19 protein-coding genes are annotated in these 26809 nt (G+C 46.9%); 4 read left to right on the forward strand and 15 right to left on the reverse strand.

The window, feature by feature from the left end:
• Positions 1-267 precede the first annotated feature (267 nt).
• Entirely contained in the window at positions 268-666 is a 399-nt protein-coding gene (gene tnpA, locus IQ256_RS14795; protein WP_193856316.1) for an IS200/IS605 family transposase, read from the reverse strand.
• Positions 667-778: 112 nt separating this feature from the next.
• Here tnpA and IQ256_RS14800 point away from each other — a divergent pair, with 112 nt between their 5' ends.
• Together IQ256_RS14800 and IQ256_RS14805 are read left to right on the forward strand one after the other, a co-directional pair.
• Positions 779-2242: an RNA-guided endonuclease TnpB family protein gene (locus tag IQ256_RS14800; RefSeq protein ID WP_193856317.1), complete on the forward strand. Its 1464-nt coding sequence runs from the start codon at positions 779-781 to the stop codon at positions 2240-2242.
• 120 nt (positions 2243-2362) lie between these two features.
• Positions 2363-2815, forward strand: coding sequence for a hypothetical protein (locus tag IQ256_RS14805; protein ID WP_193856318.1), 453 nt, complete (start codon positions 2363-2365; stop codon positions 2813-2815).
• A gap of 11 nt (positions 2816-2826) precedes the next feature.
• Here the strand turns inward: IQ256_RS14805 and IQ256_RS14810 are convergent, their stop codons facing one another.
• The 12 genes from IQ256_RS14810 to ggt form a co-directional block, all read right to left on the reverse strand.
• Positions 2827-3198 carry a hypothetical protein gene (locus IQ256_RS14810; RefSeq protein ID WP_193856319.1) on the reverse strand — a complete coding sequence of 124 codons (372 nt, stop codon included), beginning with the start codon at positions 3196-3198 and terminating at the stop codon, positions 2827-2829.
• Positions 3199-3207: 9 nt separating this feature from the next.
• Positions 3208-4230: a hypothetical protein gene (locus tag IQ256_RS14815; RefSeq protein WP_193856320.1), complete on the reverse strand. Its 1023-nt coding sequence runs from the start codon at positions 4228-4230 to the stop codon at positions 3208-3210.
• Between the two features lie 2 nt (positions 4231-4232).
• The gene (locus IQ256_RS14820; protein WP_193856321.1) at positions 4233-6011 is read right to left on the reverse strand and encodes a type IV secretory system conjugative DNA transfer family protein; all 1779 of its coding nucleotides are present in this window, start codon (positions 6009-6011) and stop codon (positions 4233-4235) included.
• Positions 6008-7063, reverse strand: a complete 1056-nt coding sequence (locus tag IQ256_RS14825; protein WP_193856322.1) for a hypothetical protein — start codon at positions 7061-7063, stop codon at positions 6008-6010. The genes IQ256_RS14820 and IQ256_RS14825 overlap by 4 nt, the downstream gene beginning before the upstream one ends.
• Before the next feature lie 38 nt (positions 7064-7101).
• The gene (locus IQ256_RS14830; RefSeq protein WP_193856323.1) at positions 7102-7791 is read right to left on the reverse strand and encodes a hypothetical protein; all 690 of its coding nucleotides are present in this window, start codon (positions 7789-7791) and stop codon (positions 7102-7104) included.
• Positions 7791-9527 carry a TrbI/VirB10 family protein gene (locus IQ256_RS30420; protein ID WP_193856324.1) on the reverse strand — a complete coding sequence of 579 codons (1737 nt, stop codon included), beginning with the start codon at positions 9525-9527 and terminating at the stop codon, positions 7791-7793. The genes IQ256_RS14830 and IQ256_RS30420 overlap by 1 nt, the downstream gene beginning before the upstream one ends.
• Entirely contained in the window at positions 9527-10264 is a 738-nt protein-coding gene (locus tag IQ256_RS14840; protein WP_193856325.1) for a hypothetical protein, read from the reverse strand. Before IQ256_RS14840 ends, IQ256_RS30420 begins: the two co-directional genes overlap by 1 nt.
• 2 nt (positions 10265-10266) lie before the next feature.
• A complete protein-coding gene (locus tag IQ256_RS14845; protein WP_193856326.1) occupies positions 10267-11508 on the reverse strand; it encodes a hypothetical protein in 1242 nt (413 codons plus the stop codon).
• Positions 11501-12886 (reverse strand): hypothetical protein, encoded by a 1386-nt coding sequence (locus IQ256_RS14850; protein WP_193856327.1) that lies wholly within the window; start codon positions 12884-12886, stop codon positions 11501-11503. The genes IQ256_RS14845 and IQ256_RS14850 overlap by 8 nt, the downstream gene beginning before the upstream one ends.
• Complete coding sequence (locus IQ256_RS14855) at positions 12883-15645, reverse strand: hypothetical protein (RefSeq protein WP_193856328.1); 2763 nt, start codon at positions 15643-15645, stop codon at positions 12883-12885. Before IQ256_RS14855 ends, IQ256_RS14850 begins: the two co-directional genes overlap by 4 nt.
• Positions 15646-16158: 513 nt before the next feature.
• Positions 16159-16710, reverse strand: a complete 552-nt coding sequence (locus tag IQ256_RS14860) for a hypothetical protein (RefSeq protein WP_193856329.1) — start codon at positions 16708-16710, stop codon at positions 16159-16161.
• Between the two features lie 639 nt (positions 16711-17349).
• On the reverse strand, positions 17350-19086 hold the full coding sequence (gene ggt, locus IQ256_RS14865) for a gamma-glutamyltransferase (RefSeq protein ID WP_228024899.1): 1737 nt from the start codon (positions 19084-19086) through the stop codon (positions 17350-17352).
• 116 nt (positions 19087-19202) lie between these two features.
• Here ggt and IQ256_RS14870 point away from each other — a divergent pair, with 116 nt between their 5' ends.
• A complete protein-coding gene (locus IQ256_RS14870; protein WP_193856331.1) occupies positions 19203-21719 on the forward strand; it encodes a filamentous hemagglutinin N-terminal domain-containing protein in 2517 nt (838 codons plus the stop codon).
• Here IQ256_RS14870 and IQ256_RS14875 read toward each other — a convergent pair.
• Positions 21716-23458 carry a ShlB/FhaC/HecB family hemolysin secretion/activation protein gene (locus IQ256_RS14875; protein WP_193856332.1) on the reverse strand — a complete coding sequence of 581 codons (1743 nt, stop codon included), beginning with the start codon at positions 23456-23458 and terminating at the stop codon, positions 21716-21718. The genes IQ256_RS14870 and IQ256_RS14875 overlap by 4 nt on opposite strands.
• A gap of 42 nt (positions 23459-23500) precedes the next feature.
• Between IQ256_RS14875 and IQ256_RS14880 the strand changes: the two genes are divergently transcribed.
• A complete protein-coding gene (locus IQ256_RS14880; protein ID WP_193856333.1) occupies positions 23501-25954 on the forward strand; it encodes a CHAT domain-containing protein in 2454 nt (817 codons plus the stop codon).
• Here IQ256_RS14880 and IQ256_RS14885 read toward each other — a convergent pair.
• Positions 25921-26373: a hypothetical protein gene (locus IQ256_RS14885; protein WP_193856334.1), complete on the reverse strand. Its 453-nt coding sequence runs from the start codon at positions 26371-26373 to the stop codon at positions 25921-25923. The two genes, IQ256_RS14880 and IQ256_RS14885, sit on opposite strands and share 34 nt — an antisense overlap.
• Between the last annotated feature and the right edge of the window lie 436 nt (positions 26374-26809).

Genomic DNA, 26809 nt, shown 5'->3' on the forward strand with positions numbered 1-26809 from the left:
TCCCCTTGCTTCAGCGAGGGGAGCATGTCAACTGCGCTCTATCCTCCACAGCGATTCGCGCAATCCGCAGTACCAAGAGTCTATTGAAGTGATGAACTTTCACGGCTGGGCTAAGTCGATCCTCAGACGCTTACCTAGTCCCAGGTCATTCAAGAACGAAGAGGCTTACTAAGACTTAAGAGAGTTTGAGAGAAAAATCACAAAGCCCAGCACTTCAGGGCGGGGATGTAGTGATACGTCTCTCAAGTGAGCTGGAAGCGAGCAGTTCTAAACGGGTCGTTGCTGGTTTTCGATGTATTGTTTAAGGATCTCCAATGGTGCCCCACCAACCGAAACGCAAAAGTAGCTAGGACTCCATAGCGCTGATTCGGTGGGACATCGAAAACCAGTAGACCTGTATTTTCTACTCGATACGCCTTTAAGCGAATTGACCATCTGAGAGATTGATAGTTTCGGCGGATATTCCAACAGAACATGAACGTGGTCTGATTCACCGTTAAATTCCCGAATTTCAAAATTCATCTTTTCGGCTACGCTGCGAAACGATTCTTCAATGTTTTCAAGGCTTTTGCTCGTGAATATCTTGCGGCGTTTCTTGGTAACACAGACCAAATGACATAAAAGATTCGTAACGCTGTTCCTTTCTCGCCTAAAAGGGGTTGTCATTCCTACAGACCAAAGCTATATTAGTTACAGACCAACCTTAACACGACTTCCGTAAGCGATGCAAACGCGCTTTAGATATAAGCTTCGACCTAATACTTCTCAGTCAGACCAAATGACTGAGTGGGTCGTCAAGCTGCGTAAGCATCGTAACTATGCTCTGCGTGAACGCGAAACCGGATACAACTGCAATAACTTAGATTCCGAAGCGACCGTAACGTATGCGTTTGGTTCATTTTGCGATTTATCCAATAGAACCGAATATGGTGGTTGCTGTCCGTTAACTTGCGCTGTAGTAAAACACGGTGTTGTCTCGGTAGAGGTTTTGACTAAAACTAAGAAAGCGACCAACACTAAACCGGCTACTGTCGTCTGGAATAGTGCTAGTGGAATCCAGCAAAAACGCACGACTGAGCTACGCAACGAATCAGACTATTTCGGATCTATCGATTCTCAAGTTCTCCAGCAGAACATCAAAAAACTAGACGCTGCTTTCACTGGTTTTTGGCAGTACAACAGAGGGTTCCCAGCGTATCGTAAGCGCTCTAATTTCAAGTCGTTTCAGTATCCACCGGGGCGGGTTAAGTTTGAAGGCAGTCGCGTGTATCTCCCTGGTATCGGATGGATGCGGCATCACAACAGCCGCCCATTCCCAGAAAAATCTAAGCTCGGAACGGTCACGGTGATTGAGGAAGCCGATGGTTTCTATCTTTCGGTTATTGTCAAAAACCAACCTGATCTACCGATACCAACTGCGACAGCAGATCTAAAATCTAACGTTTGTTTCGATGTCGGCATCAACAAACTAGCTTCATTAACCGATGGGTCACACATCGAAAATCCACGATTCGCCACGAATAAAGCGACTAAGCGACGTTTGAAAATCAGACAGCGTAGAGTAAATCGCAAGAAAAAAGGGTCTAAAAACAGAGCTAAAGCAGGTGTAGCTCTAGCTAAAACTCATAAAAAGATTCGTGATCAACGCAGTGCGTATCAGTGGAAAGCGGCTCAGAAAATAGTCGATACAGCCGATTCTATTGGTCACGAACATCTCAATGTCCAAGGGATGAAAGCGCGTTGTAAGCCCCAAAAACAGAAGGGTCGTTTTCTTCCTAACGGTCAGTCCCGCAAACGAGGATTGAACCGTTCTATCTCTGACGCAGCTTGGGGCGAACTCTACGCTAAAGTTGCGTGGTTGGCTACCAAGTCTGGGAAGCCTGTTTTCAAGTATCCACCGCATCATACTTCTCAAGAATGTTCAGCTTGCGCTCACGTCTCTAAGTCAAATAGAGACGGTGAAAAATTTGTATGCGAGTCGTGCGGTCACATTGACCACGCTGATACGCAAGCGGCGCGCAACGGACAACGACGCTTAAATCTAAGGTTTGTCAGCACCAGACATAAAAAGCCGACCCCCAACCGTAAGGGGATACCCGTGGACTGCGGGAAATCTACGCCCATCAGTGATTTCGCCAGCAATGGCAAACGGAATCAGGCTGGGAACCGGACATCTAAGCAACCTATCGAGCCTTCTACGCTACGGTCGCTGAATCCCGGATACTTAGACGATATAGCCTGAAAGTCTAGGAGAATCCCCGTTCCTTTAGGTCGGGGAGTGTCAAGAGAATCAAACTCTAGTCGGGCTATGATCTAAGATGAGCCTAACTTTAGAAAGGATATATACACGCTGGTACTGGTCATGAACAACTTCTGGTATGGATATGCCATTGTTAGGATCATTAGTGGGGTCGCTAATATAGTCATTAATGTAGTCACTCGCTTCCCCCGCGCTTCGAGCCTGATGGTTGGCCTTGCCCTCTTGAGCTACGCTGTTGATTCCAAGACTGATATGTTCGTTGGAGGCAAGCAGGGGTGTTTGGCTAAGTTAGAGGCTCAAGGCATACCGAAGGAAGAATATCATTGGTTTACTGACGGTCAAGTTGCAGAGGTGTGCGGCTATATACCGAGTGTGAGGGTTAATTCCGCGTGGGATAGAAACCGCGATCGCCCTGTGAGAGAAGAGAAACTACAGGAGCTGGCCGCTTGCGAGCAAGCGTATAGAAACGCAGGAAGAGACCCTAAAAGGATGCATCGCGATTCAAAAGCTCAGATAGCAATACTTTGCGATGCCGTTCCTTTTTATCTAGATTGACAGGAGGCTAGTCAGGAAACGAACAGCTCATGGTTGATTCCTTTCTTCCTGAGTACTTTCATGTGTCTGGCCGTTCCAATCGGCAATCCACATGGCCCTAGTAGTTCCTGATTGGAAAGATGATGGCTAAAAGCACATGAAAGCTTCCATTCCCCAGTCGCTTTGCTTGCGATCGCTTCCCCGCCATCAGCAGAAGTACCGTAGGCATAGCCGTTGTAAACGACGACATCCTCGTAGCCATCTAGTACACTCGGCGCTGTAGCTGGTTGAAATGCCATCGCTGCGCCAGAGGCGATGGCATTGAAAGTTGCCCAAATTAGGACAGCGCAAAACAGTATAGTTTGCGCTTGCTTCTTAAGATTTCTTCTTTGGTGCCTTTTCATAAATGGACCTTATGGTGTAAGTTCGTTTTGTCTTCTACTAACCTTTGGAATCGCACTGCTAGATCGTGCTGGCTTTGCGTGACGTGGACCTCCATAATCTGCAAGGGCTTCTCTAGTCTGCTCTTGCCGAGTTAATCCGTTTATTTGGTCAGTGATCTTTTCTGCTAAGTTGCTAACCTCACCAATCTCGACGGAATCTTGAACAAGTCCGCTTTTTTGATCGAAGACGAAGACAGCATCTGACGTGACTAGCACAGAGTATTTGCTCTCGCCGTGAAGCGGGTATGTACCCTCCTCTATGCCGTCTTGAACAGCTTGCATCTGCGCTGCGCTTTTAATCTTCTGATGACTCTTAGAGTTTTGCCTACGAACTTCTTCAATGATTTCAGACTGAGCAACCTCAACGTCTGCTTGCGTTGTAGGAACGGTCCAGCCAAGGTTGTTTTCAGGCGTAGCGAGAAAATTAATATTTTCTTCTTCGATGGTAATAGATACGCGCTGTGTGGGATTTTCTCCCTGCATCGCCTCTGCAAACGCTTTCTGCTCTTCTACGCCTAGCTCTTCCAACCGTTCGAGAAGTGAAGACGAAGGTTCTGCTAGAACAGTATCTCCAATTTTGACTGTTACGACAGGATTGGTCTGAGCGATACGGTCGATCTTATCCTTTACAGATTGCCTATCAGGTGGCAGTGCCGTTGGCGGTGCCATAGCAGCGAGTTGATCTTGACTGGCACCTTCAATCGCCTGTATCGCCTTTCCCTCTATTAGAGGCTGCTCGTCTGTGTTGAATCCCTCACTGTATTCGTTCGCTTCTTTGAAGTTTTCTGGTTGGTCCTCAACCTCGACGTCAACTGCTTGAGAATCTTCCTCTTCTTCGGCTTCTGTTTCTTTAAACGCTGCTTTTATCTTCATATAAATCAGAGCAATGCTAAGAGCAGTGTAATAGGACGCTCCCGAGGCACTCGCTTCGGCAGTTCTAGATGAGGAAGATTGAGTATATCCACCTGCCCCTTGAAGTCCTGGATAATTCATGTCTATAGCACCTCAGTTAATCTTTTTAATAAGCTGGAATCCTTCGGTTTACCACTTTTAGTCGGAGCATTGTCATCTTCTAGATAGAACATCTTTTCTAAGAACTGCCGCCGCTGCTCAATCACTTCAGGATCGGTACTGTTATCCTGCGCTCTGGCAATTAGCTTCTGCCTAATCTTTGGCCACAGGTTTTCACATTTATCTGAAATGGCTGCTTCATTTTTTGGAATTTTAATCTGTCCAATGACCGGGACATAAGCTTCCTTTTTAGACGAATAGCCAGGATTGATAAACACGGCCTTACCAATGGGGAACTTCAGAAGAGTTGCCACTTCTACCAACTGTCTTTTATTGAGCTGTCTAGAGCGTGTTACCGATGAACTTTTACCACTGCTCTTACTACGCTGTCTAATATCTAGTGTTTCCTCACCTAAATAGGACGAGAAATATTCAGCGCTTGCTTTGTCTTGCGGATTGAGAATCACCTTCGTACCACAACCACCCAGAACTGTTTGCAAAATTCCCTTACCATAGGATTCCTCAATCTGACCAATATTTTGAAAGCCGATGATGGGACAAAGCCCCTTGAATCTTCCCTCAGTAACCCATCGCTTTAGATCCGGCAGATACAGTGAATCAAGTTCGTCTAGGCATAGGACTAGCGGATCTATCCTTTCTTTGTTGTATAGGTTGTAGTTGACTAGCATAGTCAACACTGTTGCTAACAGTGGCGAGACGGCGTCGCGTCTAGTCTGGTCCATCCCGATGATAAGAAGCTTCTTTCCTTCCATATCGATAGGGATAGTAGTTTTTCCGCAGAGCGTCGAAATTAGCTCCCTGACTAAGAATCTAGAGAAAACACGCTGAGCTGTACCGATGACGCCTGCGATTGTTTTTTCACTTTCCCTTAGTTGGATGACTTGAGCAAACGCCATGTAAGTTAGTGTAGATATCTGCCAGTCATTCTTTGAGGAATTTTCGCAGCGTTGCTTCACTTGAAGAATCCTATCAGGCAGCTTCTGCAGAGAAGCTAGTACGGAAGCAGTCATTAAGTCTGGTTCCGGCAAACTCTTTGCAAGCATCATTAGTGCCTGCATCAGTTGGTCGCCAGAATCTCCGAAGAACTCATCACGCTTCCCTGCGCTTTTCCCAGCCAAGTTTGCCGTCAAGGTTGATCCAATCTGTCTTGCCATCAGGCCATCGTCTGCATCTGACATGAAATCAAGTACGTTACAGATACTGCTTTCCTTGAACCCAGGTGCAAACACGCTAATTTCATAGCCCTTTTTAGCTGCGTAGGCAACTACCTTGCTGCTTTGTTCTGGGTATTTAAAGTCGTAAATGATAGTAGGAAACCCTTGCTCTACAGATGAGCGGATAAGCGGGTCAATCACACTATATGTCTTTCCCGAGCTAGAAGCGCCGATAGCAGCAGTTCCCCTTTGAGCATCGGTAACGAACATGGCACCTGGACCAGTTTTGTAGTGTTTACCGCTTGTGTCTACAGATTGAGTACAAAAGGAAACTTTATTGTGCTTTCGTTCCCTCATCTGCTTGAAGGCAGTTTTCTTCGCTGCTTTTGAATCTACTTTTCCTCCTTTTCTGCCGTGGGCTAGAAGTCTCCTTTCGCTGCCACTTCCATCACCTAGCAAAGAAGAGACAACAACCAAGAGAATAATGACACCTACCGTTTGTGTCATTGGCTGCTTGAGGATGTATCCCAGGTCTAGCGGTGACGAAGGCTGTACCTCTGCTGTCTGTGCAATATATGAGTAGGTCATGCCTTCTTCTTCCCAAATAAGCCTCTTAACATGAAATAGAAAGCGAGTAAGCCTACTAGAGCAGTCCCTAGTCCGGCTGCTATCAAAACCTTGAGAAACTGAGCCTGACCAGCCAAGGGTTGCGTTGCAGTATCAGGTAGATTACCTTCTTCTTCGGTAGTTTCTGGTGCCGAGAGTCTTTCCTCTTCATCTGCTAGGCTCCAGTCTTTCGCTGACACGTAGATACTGTCACCTTCAGCATATTGACCATACGGGAAGGGGCCAATCAGGTTGCATTCTAGTGCTTCTGCTTGTTTCCCGCAGGTTGGAAAGTACGCTGACACTGCTATCTTCTCATCTGATATCGTTGGCACGGCCAGATAGCTATCAAAAGGTCTTAGCCCATCTGCTGGCTGCTGACTCCATTCGAGAGTAAGCCCTGAGCTGTCTTTGAGAAGAACTATTTCCTGGTCGTCTTTTGAGGATATTGTGAGGGTTACTATGCTGCCATCGAGACTATCACTTGCGTCGATCGCCGCCTTTTTAAGCCCTGGAATTTCTGATACTTTGATATCTCCCCATCCAGGGATCTCCATAAGCGGAATCCTTAGTAGTCCTGGAATTTCTTGTTCTCCATATTGTTCTAGCTCTAGAAAGCCAAGTTTGAAGTTGCCGATGTCGGGGTACTTTGTCATCACCTGTGCTAGGGTGAGTTTTCTCTCACTGGCTAGAACAGGATGGGAAAGGAATGTCTTCAGTGAGACTAGTGCTAGAGGAAACTGGTCAACGTCCCTTTTATATGAATTCGTGAGATGAATAATCTCAGCGAAGGTAACCTCGCTAAGGAACGAATAATCTTGAAGGGTTAGCGCTTCGGCTTCTTCCCTAGAAATGTACTGATGGGCAAACCCTAGTGTCATATCCCTGATATCGACCAGGTTGGAAAAGTCGTAAAGGGAAATGACGTCAGCAACGCCTTGGTCACTTTCTGGTAGAGTGCCAAAAGAGTCAATTGATACCTGAGTGATGTCGGGGATTGTGGTGGACTCGTCTTCTATCTCTAATTGTGCCAAGGGTAGACTTGATACGCCAAGCAGCCAAGGGAAAAGGGCTAAAGAGAGATAGTTTGACGATAGGCTGGCGTATTGATTAAAGCGCCTTGTCTTTCTAGTTCTTCTAATAACACCCATTGTATATCTAGCTCCTGAGCAGCAATTCTCTGTACCTTCCCACTGCGAACTTCGTCAATAAAGCTGCGGACTTGAACAACGATTAGACTATCCTCACCTAGCGTTGTAGCATTGGAGTTGATTCCGGCTTCTACATTGTTTATATCTACCGTTGCTAGAAGCGGCGACGCAGTCCCTCCGTCTCTTTCCTGGCCATCAATTAGGCGAATCGATGTGTATTCAGGGTTTCCATCACTGTAGGAAATTGGGAATTGACAGGTTCTTTCACTATCTAGATCGGAGACTATGGCAGTAAGAACAGTCGTGCTAGTAGAAGGTAGTCCCTCAAAGTCAAGGGTCTCAATCGCTCTTAGATAGACAACACGGCTTCCGCCCTGCTCCATCGGTCTGTCGGTATCAAGCGTTAGCCGACTCGGATCTCCTAGCCATGCCCTTCGCACGACAAAGTCAGTTTCTGTAAAGTCGATCACCGCTCCCATCCCTCGATAGACAGTAACAGGAACTTCGCCATCACAAGACGGCGTTAGCTCTGCCTCTTTTACCAGCGACGCTCTGGCAGGCAGCGACAGAATGAAGACGAATAGCCAAGGTATGCAAAAAGGAACTTTCATCACAACAGAATCCGTTGATTTATAAAGATTTCAATGTTTGTTCCATGCTCGATAGCTAGGATAGAACTTCTGTCTTGTAGACTTTCAATTTGGTCCTGGTTCTGCTGCGCTCTCTGCGCTATTACTGTATTAGCAGCACCCTCTAAAACAGCGCCTAGAATACTAGGCGACCCGAAGTCTGTAGAGCTGATAGCACCCGTTGGACCAATCGCACTGTTACTGCTATTGGGTCGATTGAGTACACTGCCAACCTGTCCAATTGCTCCTAGAATTGCTTGGTTTCGAGTAAGTCTGTTGATATCTCTTTCTGAGCCCGACATCTCTTTAGCAACCAGTACGCTACCGTCGTTGCTACGTATCGTAATTGCTTCGACAGGTATCTGCATATAGCTATAACTGCTCTCTGGCAGGATAATCGAGGTAATTCTTAGTTCGACCATTCCGCTCGAACTAGCACCTGCTAATTCGACTGTTAGTTGTGTTCCGGCTGGCATAATGACAGTGCCGTTAGAGACTAGATCTTCTGTCAACTCAACTGCCCCTGGTGGGCTTTGAAGATCCTCTGACCATGCCATCGGCACGATGAACTGTCCCCCGGCACTGACTCCAGGTAGAATCTCTACTGCGCTGGACTGTTCAATGGCGTCGTTGCGGTTGCCGCCTGACATAATGAACGCAACGTCATCCTCGTACGCCTTGTTGAACTCTGTAGGCTCACTCGCAGCAGCTAACTCATTCTCCTCCTGACTCTCAGGTGTGGCTTCTTTATCTGGTTCCGTATCTATAGACGGCTCTGACGACACTACTTCCCGATAGACAGTTGGTTCAACAGAAGTGCTCTCGCTTACAACAACTGGAATGTATCTCTCTACTGGTTGCTGAGCTTCGCTGGTTATGGTCGCAGCAGCTGTCGAACTTTCTGCATTGACCTCAGACTCTAAAGCCCCTCCACCATTTCCCTGGTCGGCGACCCTGCCGTAGCTACCTAGTGCGACCAATCTTTCCCAAGCATCATATGGATCAATTACCTCTTCTGGGGAGGACTGAGCCGATGTAGGCACAGTAGATGGCCGAACTATAGGTTGTCTAGCCGCAGGCTGAGCGACTGACTGCGGTGAAACAGGTTGCCTGGCCACGGGTCTACGAGGAGTTGTGACGGGTCTAGCTACCGGCATGGGCCGCGACCTAATTGCAGAGGGACTAGAGACGGTGGCTGGCTGCGGCTGTCTGACTTCTGATGATGCTTCCTGAGTCTGCTCATCTGCTGGCTCTGACTCTGGCTGAACAGGTGGCTGGGGGCGCACTTCTGCTCTCGTAGGTTGGTTGTTCAACACTGATGCTTGATTGCCTAATGCATTCGCTGTTTTAAGCGCTGCAATCTCATCTTCTGTTGCGTTTTCTGTATCTACTTGTTCTGGTTCTGAGACTACAACGACATCCTCATTTTCATCGTCAGCTCTGTTCAGACCAGTCAGTCCGGTGAGCATAAAGCCAATTACAAGACAGGCAATCCCTAAAGGACCGCCAATGACTAGCATCTTCGTCCACGGCAATTGCCAGGGCTGTCTTTCCGTTCTCTCTTCTACGAAATCACCTTCTTCAAGAAGGTCTGTTTCTTCATCTGAAATAACTGACTCAGCACTAACTGGCGTACTCTTCTCTTCAGTATCACTGAGCCCAACCAACACTTTGATCTTATCTAGAGAATAGCCATTCTCCTGTCCAGTGCCTTTCACTATTTCGCCTCCAATTCGTAAATTTCATCGATTGTCAGCCCCTTAGATCTAGTTTGGTACACCGCTTTTTGTATGGCGGTAGTCTCATCAGGCAACGGATCTATAGCAGGCTCTACAGCTCTTACTACTATTGTTTTGTTGAAACTAGTCGTCTTACCCTGAGGATTCCTACCATCGAAGATCACTAAAAAAGCGACCATATCTACTTCCCAGACTCCCGACTTTAGCTCTCTAGGTTGGCTGAGATAGTCGATCAATAGAGTGCTCTGTACATCACCTGTCAAAACGCCTCTCGGGATAAAAGAATTTGCCATCTCCTCAAGAAAGACTTCTCTAAAGTCTTCTGCTATAGCAAAAGATGCCTGCCAGGTTCTAGTAGGCACTTTCTGCCCAGTCCCAATTGGAATACCAGGATCTGTGATTCGCCTGGTTTGTTGATCTTTACTAACGACGTTCCAAGTGAATATTTGTGAGATAGCTTCTTCGACAAAACTGGTGATAACCTCATCTGTTCTGTCCTGGCTGTCTATAGGTTCAACTAATACAGTCTGTCCATTATCTAGTTGAACCAAGCTTGGAACATCTTTGGCTGCTAAAACGATGAGAACAAACAGGCTAAGAATACCTGTTACGGTCCCAATGACGCCGAAACCTATAGCTGACCAGACAAGCGTAGGCAGCAGGTTTGACTTATCTAGAATCTTTTGTCTAAAGATCTCCTTGTTTAAAGCTGTCATACCTACCCTGCCTTGGCTGCGCCAGTTACTGATGCTATTACCGATCCCACAGAACCAGAGCTAATCGCTTCAAAGACGGCTACGCCACCTCCTTGCGCTAGCTTAATAGCAAGCACAGGGGCAAAAACTGCCAGAACGAGTAGATAGCCGTTCATATCGTGTGCATTTGAATTAACTATCACTACGCCGATGATGCCGATGAATATGTTGTAGTAGAACTGCACCATGACCATTGAAGCATAGGCCAACAACCAGGCGATGATCGGTCTTCCCGTTCCTGGGATGAAAGAAAGGGCGATTGCAAACGGAGCAACTAGTCCAGTTAGCAGCATCGCCATTTCAAGGCTGTTAACGAAGCCCCACTGTACCGCCAGTAAGAAGCCGTGGGTAAAGCCTTGGATAATGCTGCCCAGCGCACCTAGAAATGCGCCAGAGACCGCGCCAACGGCTCTACCTACAATTCCTTTGCCTTCTTCAGCCGCTATATCGAAACCTTCTTGAGCGGCTTCGCCCACCCTTTCTCCTGATCTACTGCCTGGATTTTCAATCATGACAGGATCATCGAAAGCATCATCGAAAGCAAAATCATCAATTGCATTGATAGCATCTCCTCCCCCTGGAACGAGTAGGTAGTCTAACTGTTCCTTCGTACTGGCATAGGCATCGGGTAGATCTAGCAGCCACTCATTCTCATAGGTATCGATCCTCTGCCCAATTTGCTGTCTTGCATTGATAAGACAGTTGTATTGCTCTTGTCCAACATACGCTTTGCATTGACCTAACTGCGCTTGTATAGCTGCTGTTAGATCTCCTCGTCCAACTGACGCCCTGATCGCGTCCTCAAGAGCAACATCATTGAGCTGGTAGGAAAGCGCTTGTTGATTAAAAACCTGTCCGAACCTGTGCAATCCTTGAACCCCATCCGCTAGAAATGCTCCGTTGTTGTTTAATAAAACTATTACGCACATTGCCCACATCAGATTTGGGTAAAACGAACGCTTAAAGACTTCACCTTTATCGAAATCTTTGATTTCACCCGTCATCCATATCACAATTGCAATTACCGCAGGATAGATGCTCATCTGCACGATGATAGAGAAAAGACCCGAATCAAAGATCGTTTCCCATCGTTCGTTCCAAGATGCGATTGCATCTTTGTTGACACCCATCGCATCTTGTACTAATTCTGTTGCTCCATCTACCGCTAGATAGAACGAATTTGACCAGATTAATAAATTAATCACTTGGACTGTCCTCCATAGCTTTTTGACAATGTGGTAGTGGATTGTCGCCACATTCTCCTGGCAGAAAAAGCCCTGCTGTTGCAATCTGCATTGCAGATACGTTACCTAGCAAAGAAGCTCTGTTATTTCTATTTTGCTCACTTAAAAGCTGCGCTATCTCGGTTTGAACCATAGCATCAGCGGCCTGCTGCTGTCTGTCAATGGTAGATTGCCTAAACTCATTTGCTCGAATAACACTATCTTGTGCTAACTGAGCCGATAGATTTTTCATGATGTCTTGGGTGACATCTTTATCTTGAGAATCATCTGCATACTCTATGGCAGCGTTAAGGGATTCCTTCGCACCCTCCAACTCAGCCTGCATAAGATCCTGGCCAGTTTTACTCAGTGTTCCTGCGGCAACGGCTTGTGAACCTGCTCGACGTATTTCGCCTCTTAGAGAAAGAGCTAGCCCTTGAGGGTTAGTTGAGAATCTATCAGCACCTTGTATTACTCGGTTGGGGTTACCATCTTTACCTGCAACTAGGGCATCGACTACCGATGGTATAGAGCTGTAGTCGGGAAGGCCCATACCGCCACTCTCAAAAGGAATGATATCGGCGTAAGGACGTGTGACACCTGCGAGCAGCTCGTTGAACGTAGCTGCAGTGACAACGGACGAAGCTGGAGAAAGGGGATCGTATGCTTTTTCTACAGATCGACTGCCACCGCCAAGAAGTCCGCCAAGAAGTCCACCAGTCGCCTCACCAAGTACATCGCCTGCGATATCTTCAACAGCCTCACCGAAAAGATCAGTGAGCCATTTATCAATCTGACCCTCTATGCCGCTCATAACGTTATCGATAGCCTGATCTACTGGGGCCATCACTTTCTGAATGCTCTTATCTACCTGCGCCTCAACGCTCCCGAGCGCACCTTGAATCGCTTCATCAATTGGAGAGACGGCTCTTGATAAAGCGCGGTTTATGCCATCGGTAACTCTTCCTTTCACTCCCTCTATAGAGCTGTTGACTCTTCCTGTGATCGGATCAATGTACCCGCCCGCATCTATATCTATGATGTCATCTACACTGCCGCGTGTATTGCCAACCACGTCGGGAACTGTAGCGCTTCCCTGTGAGGGGACAAAGCTTTGTGTAGGAGCGGCAGTCCCTGTTTGCGAACTGGTGTCTACACTCTGAGTTGGTGCAGCAGCTTCTGTTTGTGAGCTAGTGTCTACACTCTGCGTCTGCATAGGTAGATCAGAACTTTCTGTATTGCTCTGAAGCGTCCTAAATTCTCTAGAGAGCTGATCGAGAGACGTGTCGCTTTGTGCGACCACAGCAGTAGGAAATAGCAGCAAAACTGTTAGCGAAAGTGTCCATCTAAGCTGTCTCATGAAATTACCTCCATATCGTCACCATTTCGAATAGCCGCAGCGTACTGCTTTGAAAATGCTATGTACCCTTCTAACCTTCTGCCGCCATACCGTTCTGTGACGCGGTTTCTAGCCAGTTGCTCTTCCATATTGTTAGCAACAATCGCCAGCTGAAGTTCGCTTGGATAGTATCGGCAGTGGGTAAGCATTCCCCCTGTGTCCACTAGCCAGTTAGAATACAGCCCAGTTCGCTGTGGAAAGAAAGACTTACTGGCATTTTTGGAGATAATTTCCTCGTCGTAGCGGAGATATTTTACGAATGAGTCAATTGCCGTTTCTTTGATGCGCCCAGTCATAAAGATAGACATGTTCTGCATAATCTTTGGCCCAGCCGGAGATTCACAGATAGTATTGGGATCTTGAGCCGATAGGAACAGCCGAATCCCCTGTTTGGCACCGTTAGCAGCGATACGTCCAATCAGCTTTGCAATCGAATCGTACTCGAATAGGATGGGCGACTCATCAATAAAGAAGATGGACTTCGGCGCTCGATATGCAGATCTTAGCGCCGCTGCATAGGCGCTGAGTGCAAGCACCGCCGCCTCATCGTCATTGGAAAGATTACGCAGTGCGAAGACGATGAGCTGTGCGTTGATTGGGAAAGAACTGGGACGAGCAATCGCACGGCCTATCTTTGAATTAATCCAATACTCTAGCTGGATGGCTATATGTTCTCTGGCATTTGAGAGCGCAGTACTCGTTGATTCATCAAACTCAAGAAACTCTCTTGAGTAAAATGGCGCTAAGTCAGTGAGCGTAGGAATGTTGTTCCATTCATCTGATCCGAATCCGCCTTCTAATGCCGCGTCATACCGAGCGTTGATTTTCTCGTCACTGAAAAATCCGTTGAGCGCTTTACCTAGCAGTGCTCTCGCCATCTGGTTTAATCCCTCATCGCTAGACTTTACTAGCATCAGAAGGGAGCTTTCTAAAAAGCTTTTGTAGTCGTCGAATCGCTCTGTCTTAACCTCTGTTGGCAGTCCTCGCAAATCAGGAATCTCCATGATGTTTGAAGACTCCTTCCCGATATCGAAATAAGCAGCTCTATCTCCCAAAAAATCGGCGTAGTCGCTAAACGTAGATGTACCATCCGATTTTGGATAGTCGAGTGCAACCACGGGAAATCCAGATGCAATAAAGGGGGTTAGCATACCGCTGGCAGCAACAGATTTACCAGAACGAGTGGTCCCAAACAAAGCAACGTTCTTGTGTTCTTTGATGTAGTCGATCTTGATAGGGGTTCCACCATCGTTTGCAATCAGTTCAAAGCCCGTGCTGTCGAGCTGGCGGGTCATCGTGAGTGGAATGATTCCCGGTGCGGACGTTGTGAGATAGGGAAGTGTTCGCTTGTATGGTTTATCTAGTAGCCTTTCCCAAACAATTGGTAGCGTCTGCAACCAGTAACGCCAAGCAACATCTTTCTCACGAACTATCCTGGCAGGTAGAGGAAAGCAGCTTGAAATCAAGTTTGCCGTATCGTCTATCTGTCCAGGATGATCTTTGTGGATTAAAACTACTGTTGCGGTTGTAAGCGGAACTGAACCCTCATACAGTTGATACTGAGCTTCCATTCCCTTCTTCAAGTTGATATCAGCGCTGATGTCGATAGAGCGCTGGTCAGAGGCTAAATCAGACTTACGCTTAGATGTTTTGATCACATCTGACATCTTCTCGCGCATCACTTTAAGCGATGAGGAGCGTATCTGTGAAAAAATTTCTACATTCTGAACTTGCGGACGGCATATCATTCTCCATAGATAGAGCTGCTGGGCTCTCATATTTGGAAAAACCTCTGGTCGTTCTGTGAAAGCCATCAAGCCTATGTACTTATCGCGGACTTTCATCCATTCGAAGTCTGATTTTGGCACTCTAGACTGGCCATTTTCTCCTTGTATTAGTGCTGAGCGCGGATGCAAGTGAGAATTGATAGTCTCTGTTAGCCTTTTTTCAGTACAGGTAATGAACTGAGGTATCTCAGGCGCTTGATGTTTATTGAAACGGCTGTACAAGCGCTCCCATAGCTCCTGTTTTGAAAGGGCTCTAATCTCCAAACCCATTCTGTTTGAGAGGACTTGTTCCCACCTTAAATAACCATTGTTGAAGGCTGACTCAATAAGCGCGTGATAGCGTCTCTCATTGATATCATCTCCCCTCACGCTTGTCTTCGTAGATTGCCAAAGCGAGAAGATTCTAGCAACTGCTTTTTCGCTCCAGTCTCCATCGCTTATTTGAGCGGTGTCAATATCAACCGTGTAATCGACGTAGATAGTTAGTCGCTTGACCTGCCTTATTCCATCTACGGATAGCTCGTGAGAACGTTTCTTCTCAGAACATAGGAGTGCTTGCAAGTCGGACGAACTACATTTATGGATAAGAGAATCAAGATAGCTTTGTCTGTCGCTGTCTTCTGAAAATGACTCCATGTGAAAGGTGGCGGTGCCTTCCATTTCCTGAAGTCCCTGCCTTTGATCAGTGATAGCCCGCTCTACTTGAGTGTCAGTGAGATTGTCATGTATTCCGTTGGTCTCAAACCCAAAGACAAAGCGAAACTTCTTAGCCCCTTGCTGGAGCATGGCACAGCCAACCCTTCGCTCCTTTAGGTGAATGTCGACAAAAGTTTCGAGAGCTAGTTCTTTCTCGAACGCTTCCAAAATCAAAGACTTTACACCTTTTTGGGTTAGCCTTTTAACTTTTCGTCTTTTAACCTTGGTCGCTGGCATATTAATGGTTCCTTATAAGCGAGTGAGGGTAGTTAGAAGCAAGACAAGATTTGCCAGAACGGGTGGTAGCGAATAAAGTGGAACCTCTCATCTGCTCAGCAAAATCAAGTTCTGTCAGAATTTCTGCATTGGGCAAGGGTGGTTTCCAGCGATACTGTCTGAATCGTCTTTTACGCGCCTGAATTCTTTTTCGCAATTCCTTCACCTTCAAGAAATGAATGATAGAGCAGTCCAGCAAAAACGTATCGTCGCGGCTTGTGAAATCTGTTTAGAAATTTCCAAGAGTCTTTTCCGGTTAGTATCCATGACGTTCCTGCTAGCCATGCAAACAAAGGAAATCCTACAGGCCACCCTTTGTTGAATATTGTACAAACTACGATGGTGAAAATTAACGCCCCGCTCCACCACCAGATCTGACTGCCGGGAACAGGCCCTATGTTGACGTTAGAGCTGATTGCCTTTTGTACATAGATGGGGTTATCGATACGAGAAGATTTCATCTTGATCCGATAATTAGCCGCCTACACCACCAACAAGGAAGTCAACAGCTGTCGCTCCAGCTAAGACAATGCCCACAACAATCATTGGTGTTTTAGCTAAGCTGCGCCATTCTTCACCTTCTCTAGCGGCTTGAATTGCAGGCAATAGAGCAATCGCTACACCGATTACAAAGGCTCCTCTAATCAACCAGAAGATAAGGAAAATAAGATTACCAAGATTATCATCTAACCCAAACGTATCAACTCCAGTGTTAAAGAAGTCCTCTGCGTTCTGTAGGAACTGAGCATGAGCTGGACCGCCGTGGCTGAATAGAAGGACGAGCAGCGCTCCTACGCCAGTCATTACGAGCATTCTATTTGCTGGACTGAATTTTCTATAAACCTGACTAAAGGCGTAAACTAGGACGCCGTAGAACGCGATGGAGGCAGCAAGACCAAGCTCGTAGCTGATCTGGTTTAGATGCCCCGCTACTGCTACGCATTCCTTGACGAATAGAACGCCAACTACTGCGATCATCCAATCTTTGAGCTTAACTTTGTCATAGAGAGACAATGCATGATTCATAGTCCGACTAAACCTGTTTGAGTTACACCCGACAGCTTAGAGAAACTACCTTTGGTTGTAAATTGAACAAAGCTCAGTTAGATCTGTTCATTTTTCTTGAATTCTGTATAGACCATGAACAGATAGAACAATTTTTATACAAAAAAACAAAAAGCTGTATATTTTCTCAGATTTCTGTATAAAACCAGCAAAAAAAGTGCTAAACATGCACATCTTTCGCCTTTTTAGCACTTTTTTGTTTGTTATATATGTTAACAGTCATCTGTCTGATGGGTTACATTCTTCGAGCCTATATACTATGTTGGTCTAAATTAGTGCTTTAGGAGAAAAGAGTGTGGCTTTAAACTTCAGCTGTGATGGAGAAGTTTTATTATTCCTGGGGAAAGAAGCTGCTGCCGGAGGCTACAGCACAACCCAATATGTCAATATCCTCTTACGCAAGATTTGTTCGATTCCCAGCACATCAGCTAGCGGGAGCAAACTACAAGAGATCGACGCTTATTCTCTGCTTTTTAACGACAAGTTAATGCCCATAATCTGTGAAATCGCAGAAAAAAATAAGAGACACCCTATACAACAGATTTGGTGTCTGGTTGAGATAGGTCTAAAGCATACGAATCCAACAACCTCATCTCCGTCTCACTCCGAAGTTAGATCAATTGATGTAGCCTCACCTTGAACCCTACGGAAATCTTTTACTGCTTGACTCTCTTTACCTTGATGTCCGGTTGACATTGCAGCTCCCCAATTTATAAAAGGAGATACTTTATATCCGTATTCCCATAAATCGACGAAAGAGTCGCCTGGTACTCCAAACGGCTCGCTCAGAACAATGTTCGGAACACCTTGGTAGTGGATTCGTGGCTGATTCACCGCACTGTACGGAGAAAGTTCAAAGTCAATCAGGTTAGTGATTATCTGGAAAACGGTAGTTGGAATTGTAGGACCACCTGGACTACCTGTTACGAAATAGAGATTGTCATTAGCATCCATGAGGATAGTTGGGGTCATAGAACTAAGTGGTCTCTTGCCAGGCTCGATTCTATTTGCCTCGCTTTGTACTAGGCCGTAAGAATTAGCCTCCCCGACTTTAGCTGTAAAGTCGTCCATTTCGTTGTTTAAGAAGAAGCCAGTCTCTGGTGCTATGATGCCTGATCCGAAAAGTGTATTGATTGTATAAGTAACAGCAACTGCATTTCCTTCCCCATCTACGATAGAAAAATGAGTGGTGTTCGCTCCCTCTCTCGTTTTGGGAAAGTTATCTTCTAGTTTTACTGCTTTACCTCTAGGAACTTGCGTTCTCAACTCCTCAGCATACTTATCTGAGAGTATTCGGTCTAGTGGAATATCGGAGAAATCAGGATCACCAAAATAAAGGTTGCGGTCTCGGTAAGCAAACAGCATCGCCGAGAGCATCCAGTGAAGGTGCTGTGCCGATTGATATTCTGACTCTCCAATTGGATACCCCTCCACAACGTTGAGCATTTGGCAAAGTACAGAACCTCCCCCAGGAGGAGGGGCTGTCACGATAGTAAAACCTCGATAGTCACAGTTAAGGGGCTCTGTGTCTTGAACCTGATAAGTCGCGAAATCCCTCATCGTTAGGATTCCGCCGTTTTCCTGGCTATCTGTGACAATTCTTTCTGCTATTTTTCCGTTATAGAAAGCTGAGCTTCCTTCACTAGCAATCAAGGCCAGGGTTTGGGCCAAGTCTTTTTGCACCAGGCGATCACCTGGATTTAGTGGCTCTCCTTGCTTTGTAAATATAGCTGACACCTCGGAATCTTTGTTGGTTTCACTCATTTCTCTAGATAGCAGCTTTTGCCCTGGCTCGCTTAGAGTAAACCCTTCTTCTGCCAGGCTTTGTGCAGGACTTATTAGTTCTTCCCTGGTAAAATTACCACTTCCATACTTCTCTCTAGCGTACTCTAGTCCCGCGACTGTGCCTGGAGTAGCTACCGCTAGATATCCATCGGTGCTAAGTCCTTCGACTACCTTCCCTTCCGAGTCCTGATAGAGCGTTTCGGCGGCGGCTAGTGGGGCTGTCTCGCGAAAGTTTATGAATCTAGTCGTTTTATCAGATAGACGCAGCGTCATAAACCCGCCGCCGCCCAAATTTCCGCAGCAAGGATGGACTACAGCCAACGCATAACCGACTGCGACTGCCGCATCAATTGCGTTTCCACCCTCGCTGAGAATGTCTATCCCTACCTGCGTAGCCTCGTGATGACTAGTTGCCACCGCTGCTTGACCGACTTTCGGTGAAGATAAGTTGTCGTCGTACTGACAGCCTGCCGCTGTAGATTTACAAATCCCCCAGCTCATGAATCTGTAGACATGGACTAGAGGATGATATGGGCTACGACCAGCTAGCATATCTATAGCTATTACTACGAAAGGCGCAAGTATTGCTCCGACTATAATTTTCCGTCTTTTGGCCATGTAATCTATGTATGATTAGGTAAAGATCTCTCTAACCCTTCTATCAAACCATGAAGAAGATTACTACTCTTCCTCTATACAGTCTGCTCTTGTGGAGCCTTTCTACTCAGGTAGGGGCATCTTTTGCACAAGTCATCCCTGATAGTTCTCTTGCTGGAGAACCATCAATCGTTATTCCGAGCACGCTGCCTGATGGGTCTCAAGGAGATCTGGTTGTAGGCGGGGCTAGGAGAGGCTCTAATCTATTTCATAGTTTCGAGACATTTAGTATTGCAAACGAGCAGGCTTTGTACTTTTTGGAGTCAGAAGGGGTTGCTCGCATCTTCGCAAGGGTGACGGGATTATCTCTATCTAATATCGAAGGAACTTTGGGTGTTGTTAGTACGCCTGACGCCCAAGGAGTTCCTGGCGGTCTCGGCACTGCCGATCTCTACCTGCTTAACAACAATGGAATTGTGTTTGGCCCAAATGCACAGCTGCAAACAGGAGGTTCTTTTTTAGCTTCAACTGCAAGCAACATCGAGTTCGCAGAGGGCGTTAAGTTCACGACTACTCCAGCCGTATCTAGTCCGCTACTAACTAATAACGTTCCCCTTGGCCTAGGGTTGCGAGGAGCTTCTCCTATTGTTGTGCAAAACGATGGAAGAGCTGTTGTGGACAACATATATTTAGACGAACTTTCGCCTAAAGTAGGTCTAGCTGTTCTTCCAGGTCAAACGATCGCCCTAGTAGGTGGTGAGGTAGACATTCGCGGCGGTATCATTCGTACACCTGGCGGCAACGTAGAACTAGCCAGTGTAGAAGACGGACTCGTCAATGTCGTATCGTCATCATCTGCGCCAGGATTTGAACTCAATTACGAGTCGGTTGATTCACTCGGTAAGCTTACGCTCTCTGAACTTTCTTTTATAGAAAATAGTGGTATGCCAGCTGGACAGGTCAACCTCGTAGGAGGAGAGGTCTCAATCAGAGATGGCTCTCTTATTATTCTAAACAACACAGGCGATCGCCCTTCTGGTAGCATTAATATCCTTGGAGAAGCATCTTTCGAGGTAGGGCAAACTGACCTACCAGGTGAGCTTCTAAGCGGTTTATACAGCAACAACTTGGGATTTCAAGGCGGTGACATCACCATAGAATCTCCGCAGATACTAATTCAAAATGGTGGACAAGTTCTATCTAATAATATTGGTATAGATGCCGGAAATATTGTCGTTGATGCGTATGATTACCTCCAAGTAGATGGCTTTAATTCTGAATCTGAACGATTGATATCAGTGCTCAGTAGTAATGGTGTCAACGACGGAAGTTCCGGCGATCTGACTGTGAATGCAGGAGTGGTTAGAGTTCTCAACGGCGCACAAGTAGGCACAACTGTAATGGATGGACAGTCTGGTAGAATCGATGTTCAGGCAGAAGAAGTCATTGTTCAAGGGGCTCTACCAACTACATTAAAGCCTTCTACTCTATCTTCTTCTACGGGTGGATTTGGCAGCTCGAATCAGCTAACCATCGATACTGATACGCTTCGAGTTATAGACGGTGGAAACGTTGGGACGAACTCTATTAGTGAGGGAAATGCCGGAGATAGCATCATCAGAGCAAGTGAGTTAATAGAAGTGAGCGGAACTCTTCCTGATCATAACCCAAGCAGTATTGATTCAAGTGTTGCTTTAGTGGGTCCAGCTACCGAAGGATTTCTCAGAGATGGTCCTGCTATTAGGTTTAACGTATTGGGTGAGTCAGGTAGTTCACCACCAATCTCGTTGAATTTACTCGGACAAGCAGGAAATCTCTCTATCGACACGCCAAACTTGGTTGTAAAAAATGGTGGTAGCATCAGCGTACAAAACGATGGTGTAGGTGATGCTGGCAACTTGGTTCTTACCGTTGATCAACTACGGATTTTCTCAGGAGGCAACATCTCTGCTATCACCAATGGTGGACAAGGTGGTGGTGTCGTTATAGATTCCTCAACTATTTTTGCTGATTCTCAAACAGCAATTAGTGCATCAGCAGCGGGAGAAGGCACCGGAGGCAATATCTCAATAGACAGCGAAGCGATCGCGCTCCTGAACGAAAGCATCATTTCTGCTAATGCCGAAGAGGGTTTGGGTGGCCAGGTTCGGCTTCAGTCCGACTCGTTATTTCAGTCACCGAACAGCGCGATCACCGCGACTTCAGAAGCTGGATCAGCCCTAGATGGCACTGTTGATATCAGAGTGCAAGAAGAATCACTTCGGACAGAAGACCAGGTAATCCCACCTCTAGAGGTACCTGCTGTAGCTGTTGCCTGTACCAGGGCTTCTGAGGAAGGCTTTGCCGTTGTGGGTCGGGGAGGACTGCCACTCTCTGACGAAACTCTAGGTCGAAGCTGGGAAGGCTGGAACAACACGCCCGAAACAGTTCTACCCTCTGAAGCTAGTCAAAGTAGTCAGATTATAGAAGCGCAAGGATTCCTCCCGAATGGAGATGGCACTGTCCGTTTTGTAGATGAAAATACTCTCGCAAATGCAAACGCGCTCACAGCATCAGGCGTAGCCTGCGTAGGCGAGCCTCCAGCCTAGAAGCGAAGCTGATAGCGGACTTCAAAATCTATTCCATTCTCTTGAAGGCTATTACCTGTCGTCCCTACATCTGTGAAGGGTACGGCGTAGTTGATCCGAGCTGAGAAATCATTCCAGGTATATTGTGTACCTAATCCTACAGCAGCTAGAAAATTATCATCTAGGGCTCTTTCTCTGCCGTTATTCCAACCTACGCCAACGCCTGCGAAAGGGATCAGGCTCAGCTCCTGCTCTCTAGTCTGGAGGATAGGAAATAAGACTTCAGCAGTGCCGCTGACGCCGCTGTCGGCTAGCAGTGCTCCTTGCCGATAACCTCGAACGGAGCTAGGGCCACCGATAGAAAATTGGCTGAAGGGAATTAGGGGCTCGCCGCTAAGCTGCACTTTCCCTCTAAGCCTGAGTTCAGATGAGTTAGAGAATCGCTGTATCCAGGCAACTTGCCCTCCCCAAGTTATGTACTGAGCATCAGGTTCTTCGCCGACAGTGGCGTTGAAAGCGTCTATACCTACGTCAAACTGAGAGCTAATAAATAGGGCCTCATTGCCAGTACGTCGTGAGTATGCCTGGAAAGCCGTCAACTCAGCAGTACGAGTCACCCCATTATCATTGGCACCGGGTGAGAGAGGGAAGGGAAATCCAGCGAGCGTAGCCTGACTGTTTACTCTGGTACCCCGAATGCCAACAACGAACTCATCAATGACGCTATCTGTTGCTCTTCTAAGGATGGGCTGCTCAAAAGACAGCGAATATGAACGACTGTCTGTCCTAATATCGAACTCGTCTATTGGCTCCTCCACGATTTGACCATCAATGGATGCATACTGAAAAGACAAAGTGCCATTCCTAGCATTTACGGGAGCAGCGAGCTGAACGTCGAATGCGTCGCTACCTTCAGTCAGGCTATAGCCGAAGCTCACTCGCTCACCTGCGCCTAACAGGTTAGAAGCCGATAGGCTAGTTTGTCCTTGAACACTACCCACCGAAGGCAATCGCCGATTGTCCGTCCCTGCGCTGAGGGCAAAAATAGGCTCTCCAACAGCCTCTATTTCAAGGATACTTAGACCTGTTTGAGAGCCAGGCGAGAGATTTCCAGAAACGCTATCAACTAGCGGATCAACCTGTAGCAAACGAAGCGCCTCTTCTAGCTTGGATCGGCTGAGAGGAGCAGCCGTTGCAGGTGCTATTCTCCTTCGGACGTACGCTTCAAGTCGTCTGTCCCCAGCTACTTCAATCTGCTCAACACCCCCTTCTATAACTTGAAGCGTGATGTTAGCAGCACTCGGATCAACGTTTTGGTTAGCCTCTAAAGGCACATACGCTCCAGAAGTAATGTAGTCATTCTGGAGATAAAGATCGGTTATTCTACTTCTTAACTCAAATAAGTCTGAAAAAGTAATCCTCCTACCTGTGTAGGGCTGCGCGATCGCCTGAAGCTGCTCATCAGAAAAGACGGTATTCCCAACAAATGTGAACGCAGTAACGAATAACGTTGATTCGGTCGATGGTATCTCAGGAATGCCATCAGGCGGCAGATCTGGTACGTTCAACTCAGGCGGCGTTTCAGGCAGCTCGAATGGCTCAACTGATGGTTCAGGTTCTATTCTTGGCGATGGCTCAATTCTTTGAGGTGGTAGTGCTGGTACACTTTGAGCAGAAACGATTGATGCTGTTGAGAATAGCGCTGGAATCGTAATTGTAATAGCTGCCAATATCGACTGAGAGGGCGATGATAAGTCCACGCTATCCCTACGCTCCTACTTGGCTAATAGTTTAATTGTACTATGAGATTCTCTCGCAACTGGCTACTGACCTTAATCGGCTTTTTCTTAGCTTTCGCGCTTTCTGCGAATTCTTCTGGTTACGCCCAAGCCTATTCAACGGCTGATGAGTTAAATCAGGAAGGATTTAGCTTACTTTACAGTGGTGTCCCGGCTGAAGCTCTCTCCACCTGGCGCGATGCGGAAAGACTTTACCGAGAGAAAGGCGACAGAGAAGGAACTGTAGGGACTCAGCTAAATCAATCACTGGCTCAACAAGCGTTGGGGCTAAATCCTGTAGCTTGTAAAACAATTACAGAGGCACTCAGCGTTACCGAGCGGCTCTGTCAGCCGCAAGCTGGGCGAGAGATGGTTGTTACCGAGCTAGCTAAAGTGAGTACTAGCCCAGTCAACACAATCGGTATTCGGTTGCTAGGCGAGAACTTAGGTTCGCTTAGTAATTTGGAGGAAGCAATCGCGGCATTGACCATTGCCGAAAGTCTTACTTCGGAAACATCTGAGCAGCGGCTATCGACTATGCTTGCTTTGGCTAATGTTTATAATCTCTCACTTCAGCAAGCATTACAGGACTACAGTCGTATTGATAAAAATCAGGTGATAGAGCAATCTCAACAGCTGACTCAGATAGCTGAAACGAGCAATAAGGCAGTCTCTCTTTATCAATCCGTTGGCAGCTCTTCTAATCCGCAGCTAGCAGAGAAAGCGCGTCTGAACATGATTGGTATGTTTGCTCGCGCTTTAGAACAGCGTTCAGACAACCGTTCGCTAGAAGAAGCCTGGATTGAATCGCTAGCGGTATCAGCGCAGCTTGTCTACGAAGACCTAGGCGATAATGGATTCAATCAGCTACCAGCTATTGAATCTATTTATGCGAGATTGAATCTAGCCAATAGTCTGATGTCGATTAAGCGTAGCGAGGATCAGTGGAGCTGGGGAGATTCTATTGCTTATGACAGGATTGAGTTACTCACGACAGAAGCCATCGATATAGCTGAGCGAATAGATAACCATAGGGCTCGCTCCTCAGCCTATGGAACTACTGGAGAACTCCTCGCCCAAACAGGTGCGGCGCGATCGCTAGTATCAGAGCAGTATCACCAAGCGCTTGCGCTTGCCCAGTCGGTCAGAGCTTACGATCTTTCCTATCAATGGGCCTACAGACTGGCGGTACTCAGTGAGCAAGGTGGTGAAGATGACACAGCAAAGCAGTACTACCGGAATGCGATCTCCGCGCTATCTGATGTCCGCAACGATCTACTCGCTGTAAATTCTGAGCTGCGCTTCTCTTTTAGAGAAAATGTCGAGCCAGTTTACCGAGACTATATGAGATTGCTAGCATCCCAAGAAGTCCCTGATCTCCAGCAAGTCAACCAGGTCCACGACTCACTTCAGCTAGCACAGTTAGAAAACTTTCTTCGCTGCGGACGTCTGGCACCTGCTGTTCAAAGAGCTGATCAGACAACAGCTCATATTATCAATCTAGGTGATGTAATCCAGGTTGTTGTTACTCAAGATGGACGTTCATACGGCTATAAAGGCGCTGCCGCCGATATCACAGCAGCGGCTGATAGCCTTATTGCCAATACTCAGTCGGTGAGCTTTGTCGATACGCCAGAAGAAGAATTTCTGCCATACGCTCAAAGACTTTATGACGCCTTGCTGAGACCAGCTGTCGAAGCTGGTCTGCTACAAGACAATCAAGAGATAACTTTTGCCCTAGATGCACCTTTCCAGTCGATTCCAGTAGGACTCTTGCATGACGGACAGCAGTATTTGATAGCCACTCATCCTCTCTCTATATCGCTACAGATGCAGCGTGTTAATCCGACTGTATCAGGTGCTGATGTCATGTTTGCGGGGCTTTCAACGTCGGCACCCAGCTTTGATGCAGTGAATGAAGTCTCGTCTCTCTCTGGTGACATTGCTCCTTTGCCAGAAACAGAACTAGAAGCCCAGTACTTAGATGCCTATATTGGCACTCAACAAGCTTTGCTCAATCAGGAGTTTACGATAGAGGGACTAAACGACGTGCTGACCGATAGCGGCTTTGAGATCGTCCATATCTCTACACACGGACAATTTAGTTCTCTGCCGGAGCGGACTTTTTTGTTGGCGTGGGATGAGCCTATTGACTTAATTGATCTGAGTCGTCTTTTCCAACGTACAGAAGGGATAAACCTACTTTTTCTGAGCGCTTGTCAGGCAGCATCTGGTGACGATAGGGCTGTGTTGGGTCTGGCCGGATTAGCAGTTCAGTCAAGTGCCCGCAGTGCGATCGCCCCTTTATGGCTTCAAGACACCACGGGAGGATCTACTCTGATAGATAGCTTCTACAGGTCACTAGCAGAGGGCAGAAGTTCTTCTGAAGCGCTACAACAGGCACAGATTAACCTAATGAATAGCGATGACTTCAGTCATCCTTACTATTGGGCTCCGTTCATCCTGGCGGCAAGCTGAAGGGTTACTCGCCGCGCGGCAGTGTCTCTAACGTTAACAACAGTAGAGGCTGAAGCTGTGATCTGCTCGTCAACAACAGCTGTGATAATAATCTCGTAGGCAGTTCCGATAGTTAGCGGCGATTCATCCGCAGGATAGGCCAAGCTTGTCGTCGCTGTTTCTGTAGCCCGCTGCCACTCAATATCCGAGCCTACAACATAAATAGTGTAGGATTGTGCTTCGGGTACCGCTTCCCACTCGATATCGGGTCTTGGTCCACTTACTACATCAGGCTCTAGCACCTGAAATTGAGACTGTTCCGGCGTTTTTGGATTGAAACACAAAAAGCGGAGAATACCTTCTCTATGACAAATAGACGAATTGCCACCTATTGTTGGCTGATCGCATGTATCCGAATCAATAGTGAGTGTACGATCCAAAAGAATAGTTTCCCTAGTAGAGAAACACCATAGTTCTATCTCAACCGGATTAAGGATTTCAGAACCACTGCAAACGACTGTACCTCTCTGCGTATAGTTGTCGCTGGTACCCCCTTCAATGCGGCCTATAGGGTTGCAAGTAGGCACAGTTTCAGCTACTACGGTCCAATTGGGAAGTGGTAACAACAGGACCGACAATAACAGGGTTGGCTTCAGGTTGAACATAGTGACTAGGCAGTGCGAAGTTTTTGTTGAAAGCTGAGCTTTATTTTAAGCGGCAACAGGCAGTTCTTCTTGGCGTTCAGGGTACTTAGGTTTAGCTTTGAGTAATTTAGGGAGAAGTAGAGCGGACTTACGTTTGGATAAAACGGTTGGCTGTAGATGCTGAAGCGCCAGGCGCACAATTTGCTCGCTGGGCAACCCGTGTTTAGGGAGC

Source organism: cf. Phormidesmis sp. LEGE 11477, from assembly GCF_015207105.1.
Taxonomy (GTDB): Bacteria; Cyanobacteriota; Cyanobacteriia; order Phormidesmidales; family Phormidesmidaceae; genus Phormidesmis.

Excerpts from the sequence above, each read along its gene's own strand:
- tnpA (WP_193856316.1), bottom strand. The coding sequence starts at position 666 with ATGACAACCCCTTTTAGGCGAGAAAGGAACAGCGTTACGAATCTTTTA.
- IQ256_RS14800 (WP_193856317.1), top strand. The coding sequence starts at position 779 with ATGACTGAGTGGGTCGTCAAGCTGCGTAAGCATCGTAACTATGCTCTG.
- IQ256_RS14805 (WP_193856318.1), top strand. The coding sequence starts at position 2,363 with ATGAACAACTTCTGGTATGGATATGCCATTGTTAGGATCATTAGTGGG.
- IQ256_RS14810 (WP_193856319.1), bottom strand. The coding sequence starts at position 3,198 with ATGAAAAGGCACCAAAGAAGAAATCTTAAGAAGCAAGCGCAAACTATA.
- IQ256_RS14815 (WP_193856320.1), bottom strand. The coding sequence starts at position 4,230 with ATGAATTATCCAGGACTTCAAGGGGCAGGTGGATATACTCAATCTTCC.
- IQ256_RS14820 (WP_193856321.1), bottom strand. The coding sequence starts at position 6,011 with ATGACCTACTCATATATTGCACAGACAGCAGAGGTACAGCCTTCGTCA.
- IQ256_RS14830 (WP_193856323.1), bottom strand. The coding sequence starts at position 7,791 with ATGAAAGTTCCTTTTTGCATACCTTGGCTATTCGTCTTCATTCTGTCG.
- IQ256_RS14840 (WP_193856325.1), bottom strand. The coding sequence starts at position 10,264 with ATGACAGCTTTAAACAAGGAGATCTTTAGACAAAAGATTCTAGATAAG.
- IQ256_RS14850 (WP_193856327.1), bottom strand. The coding sequence starts at position 12,886 with ATGAGACAGCTTAGATGGACACTTTCGCTAACAGTTTTGCTGCTATTT.
- IQ256_RS14855 (WP_193856328.1), bottom strand. The coding sequence starts at position 15,645 with ATGCCAGCGACCAAGGTTAAAAGACGAAAAGTTAAAAGGCTAACCCAA.
- IQ256_RS14860 (WP_193856329.1), bottom strand. The coding sequence starts at position 16,710 with ATGAATCATGCATTGTCTCTCTATGACAAAGTTAAGCTCAAAGATTGG.
- ggt (WP_228024899.1), bottom strand. The coding sequence starts at position 19,086 with ATGCTAGCTGGTCGTAGCCCATATCATCCTCTAGTCCATGTCTACAGA.
- IQ256_RS14870 (WP_193856331.1), top strand. The coding sequence starts at position 19,203 with ATGAAGAAGATTACTACTCTTCCTCTATACAGTCTGCTCTTGTGGAGC.
- IQ256_RS14880 (WP_193856333.1), top strand. The coding sequence starts at position 23,501 with ATGAGATTCTCTCGCAACTGGCTACTGACCTTAATCGGCTTTTTCTTA.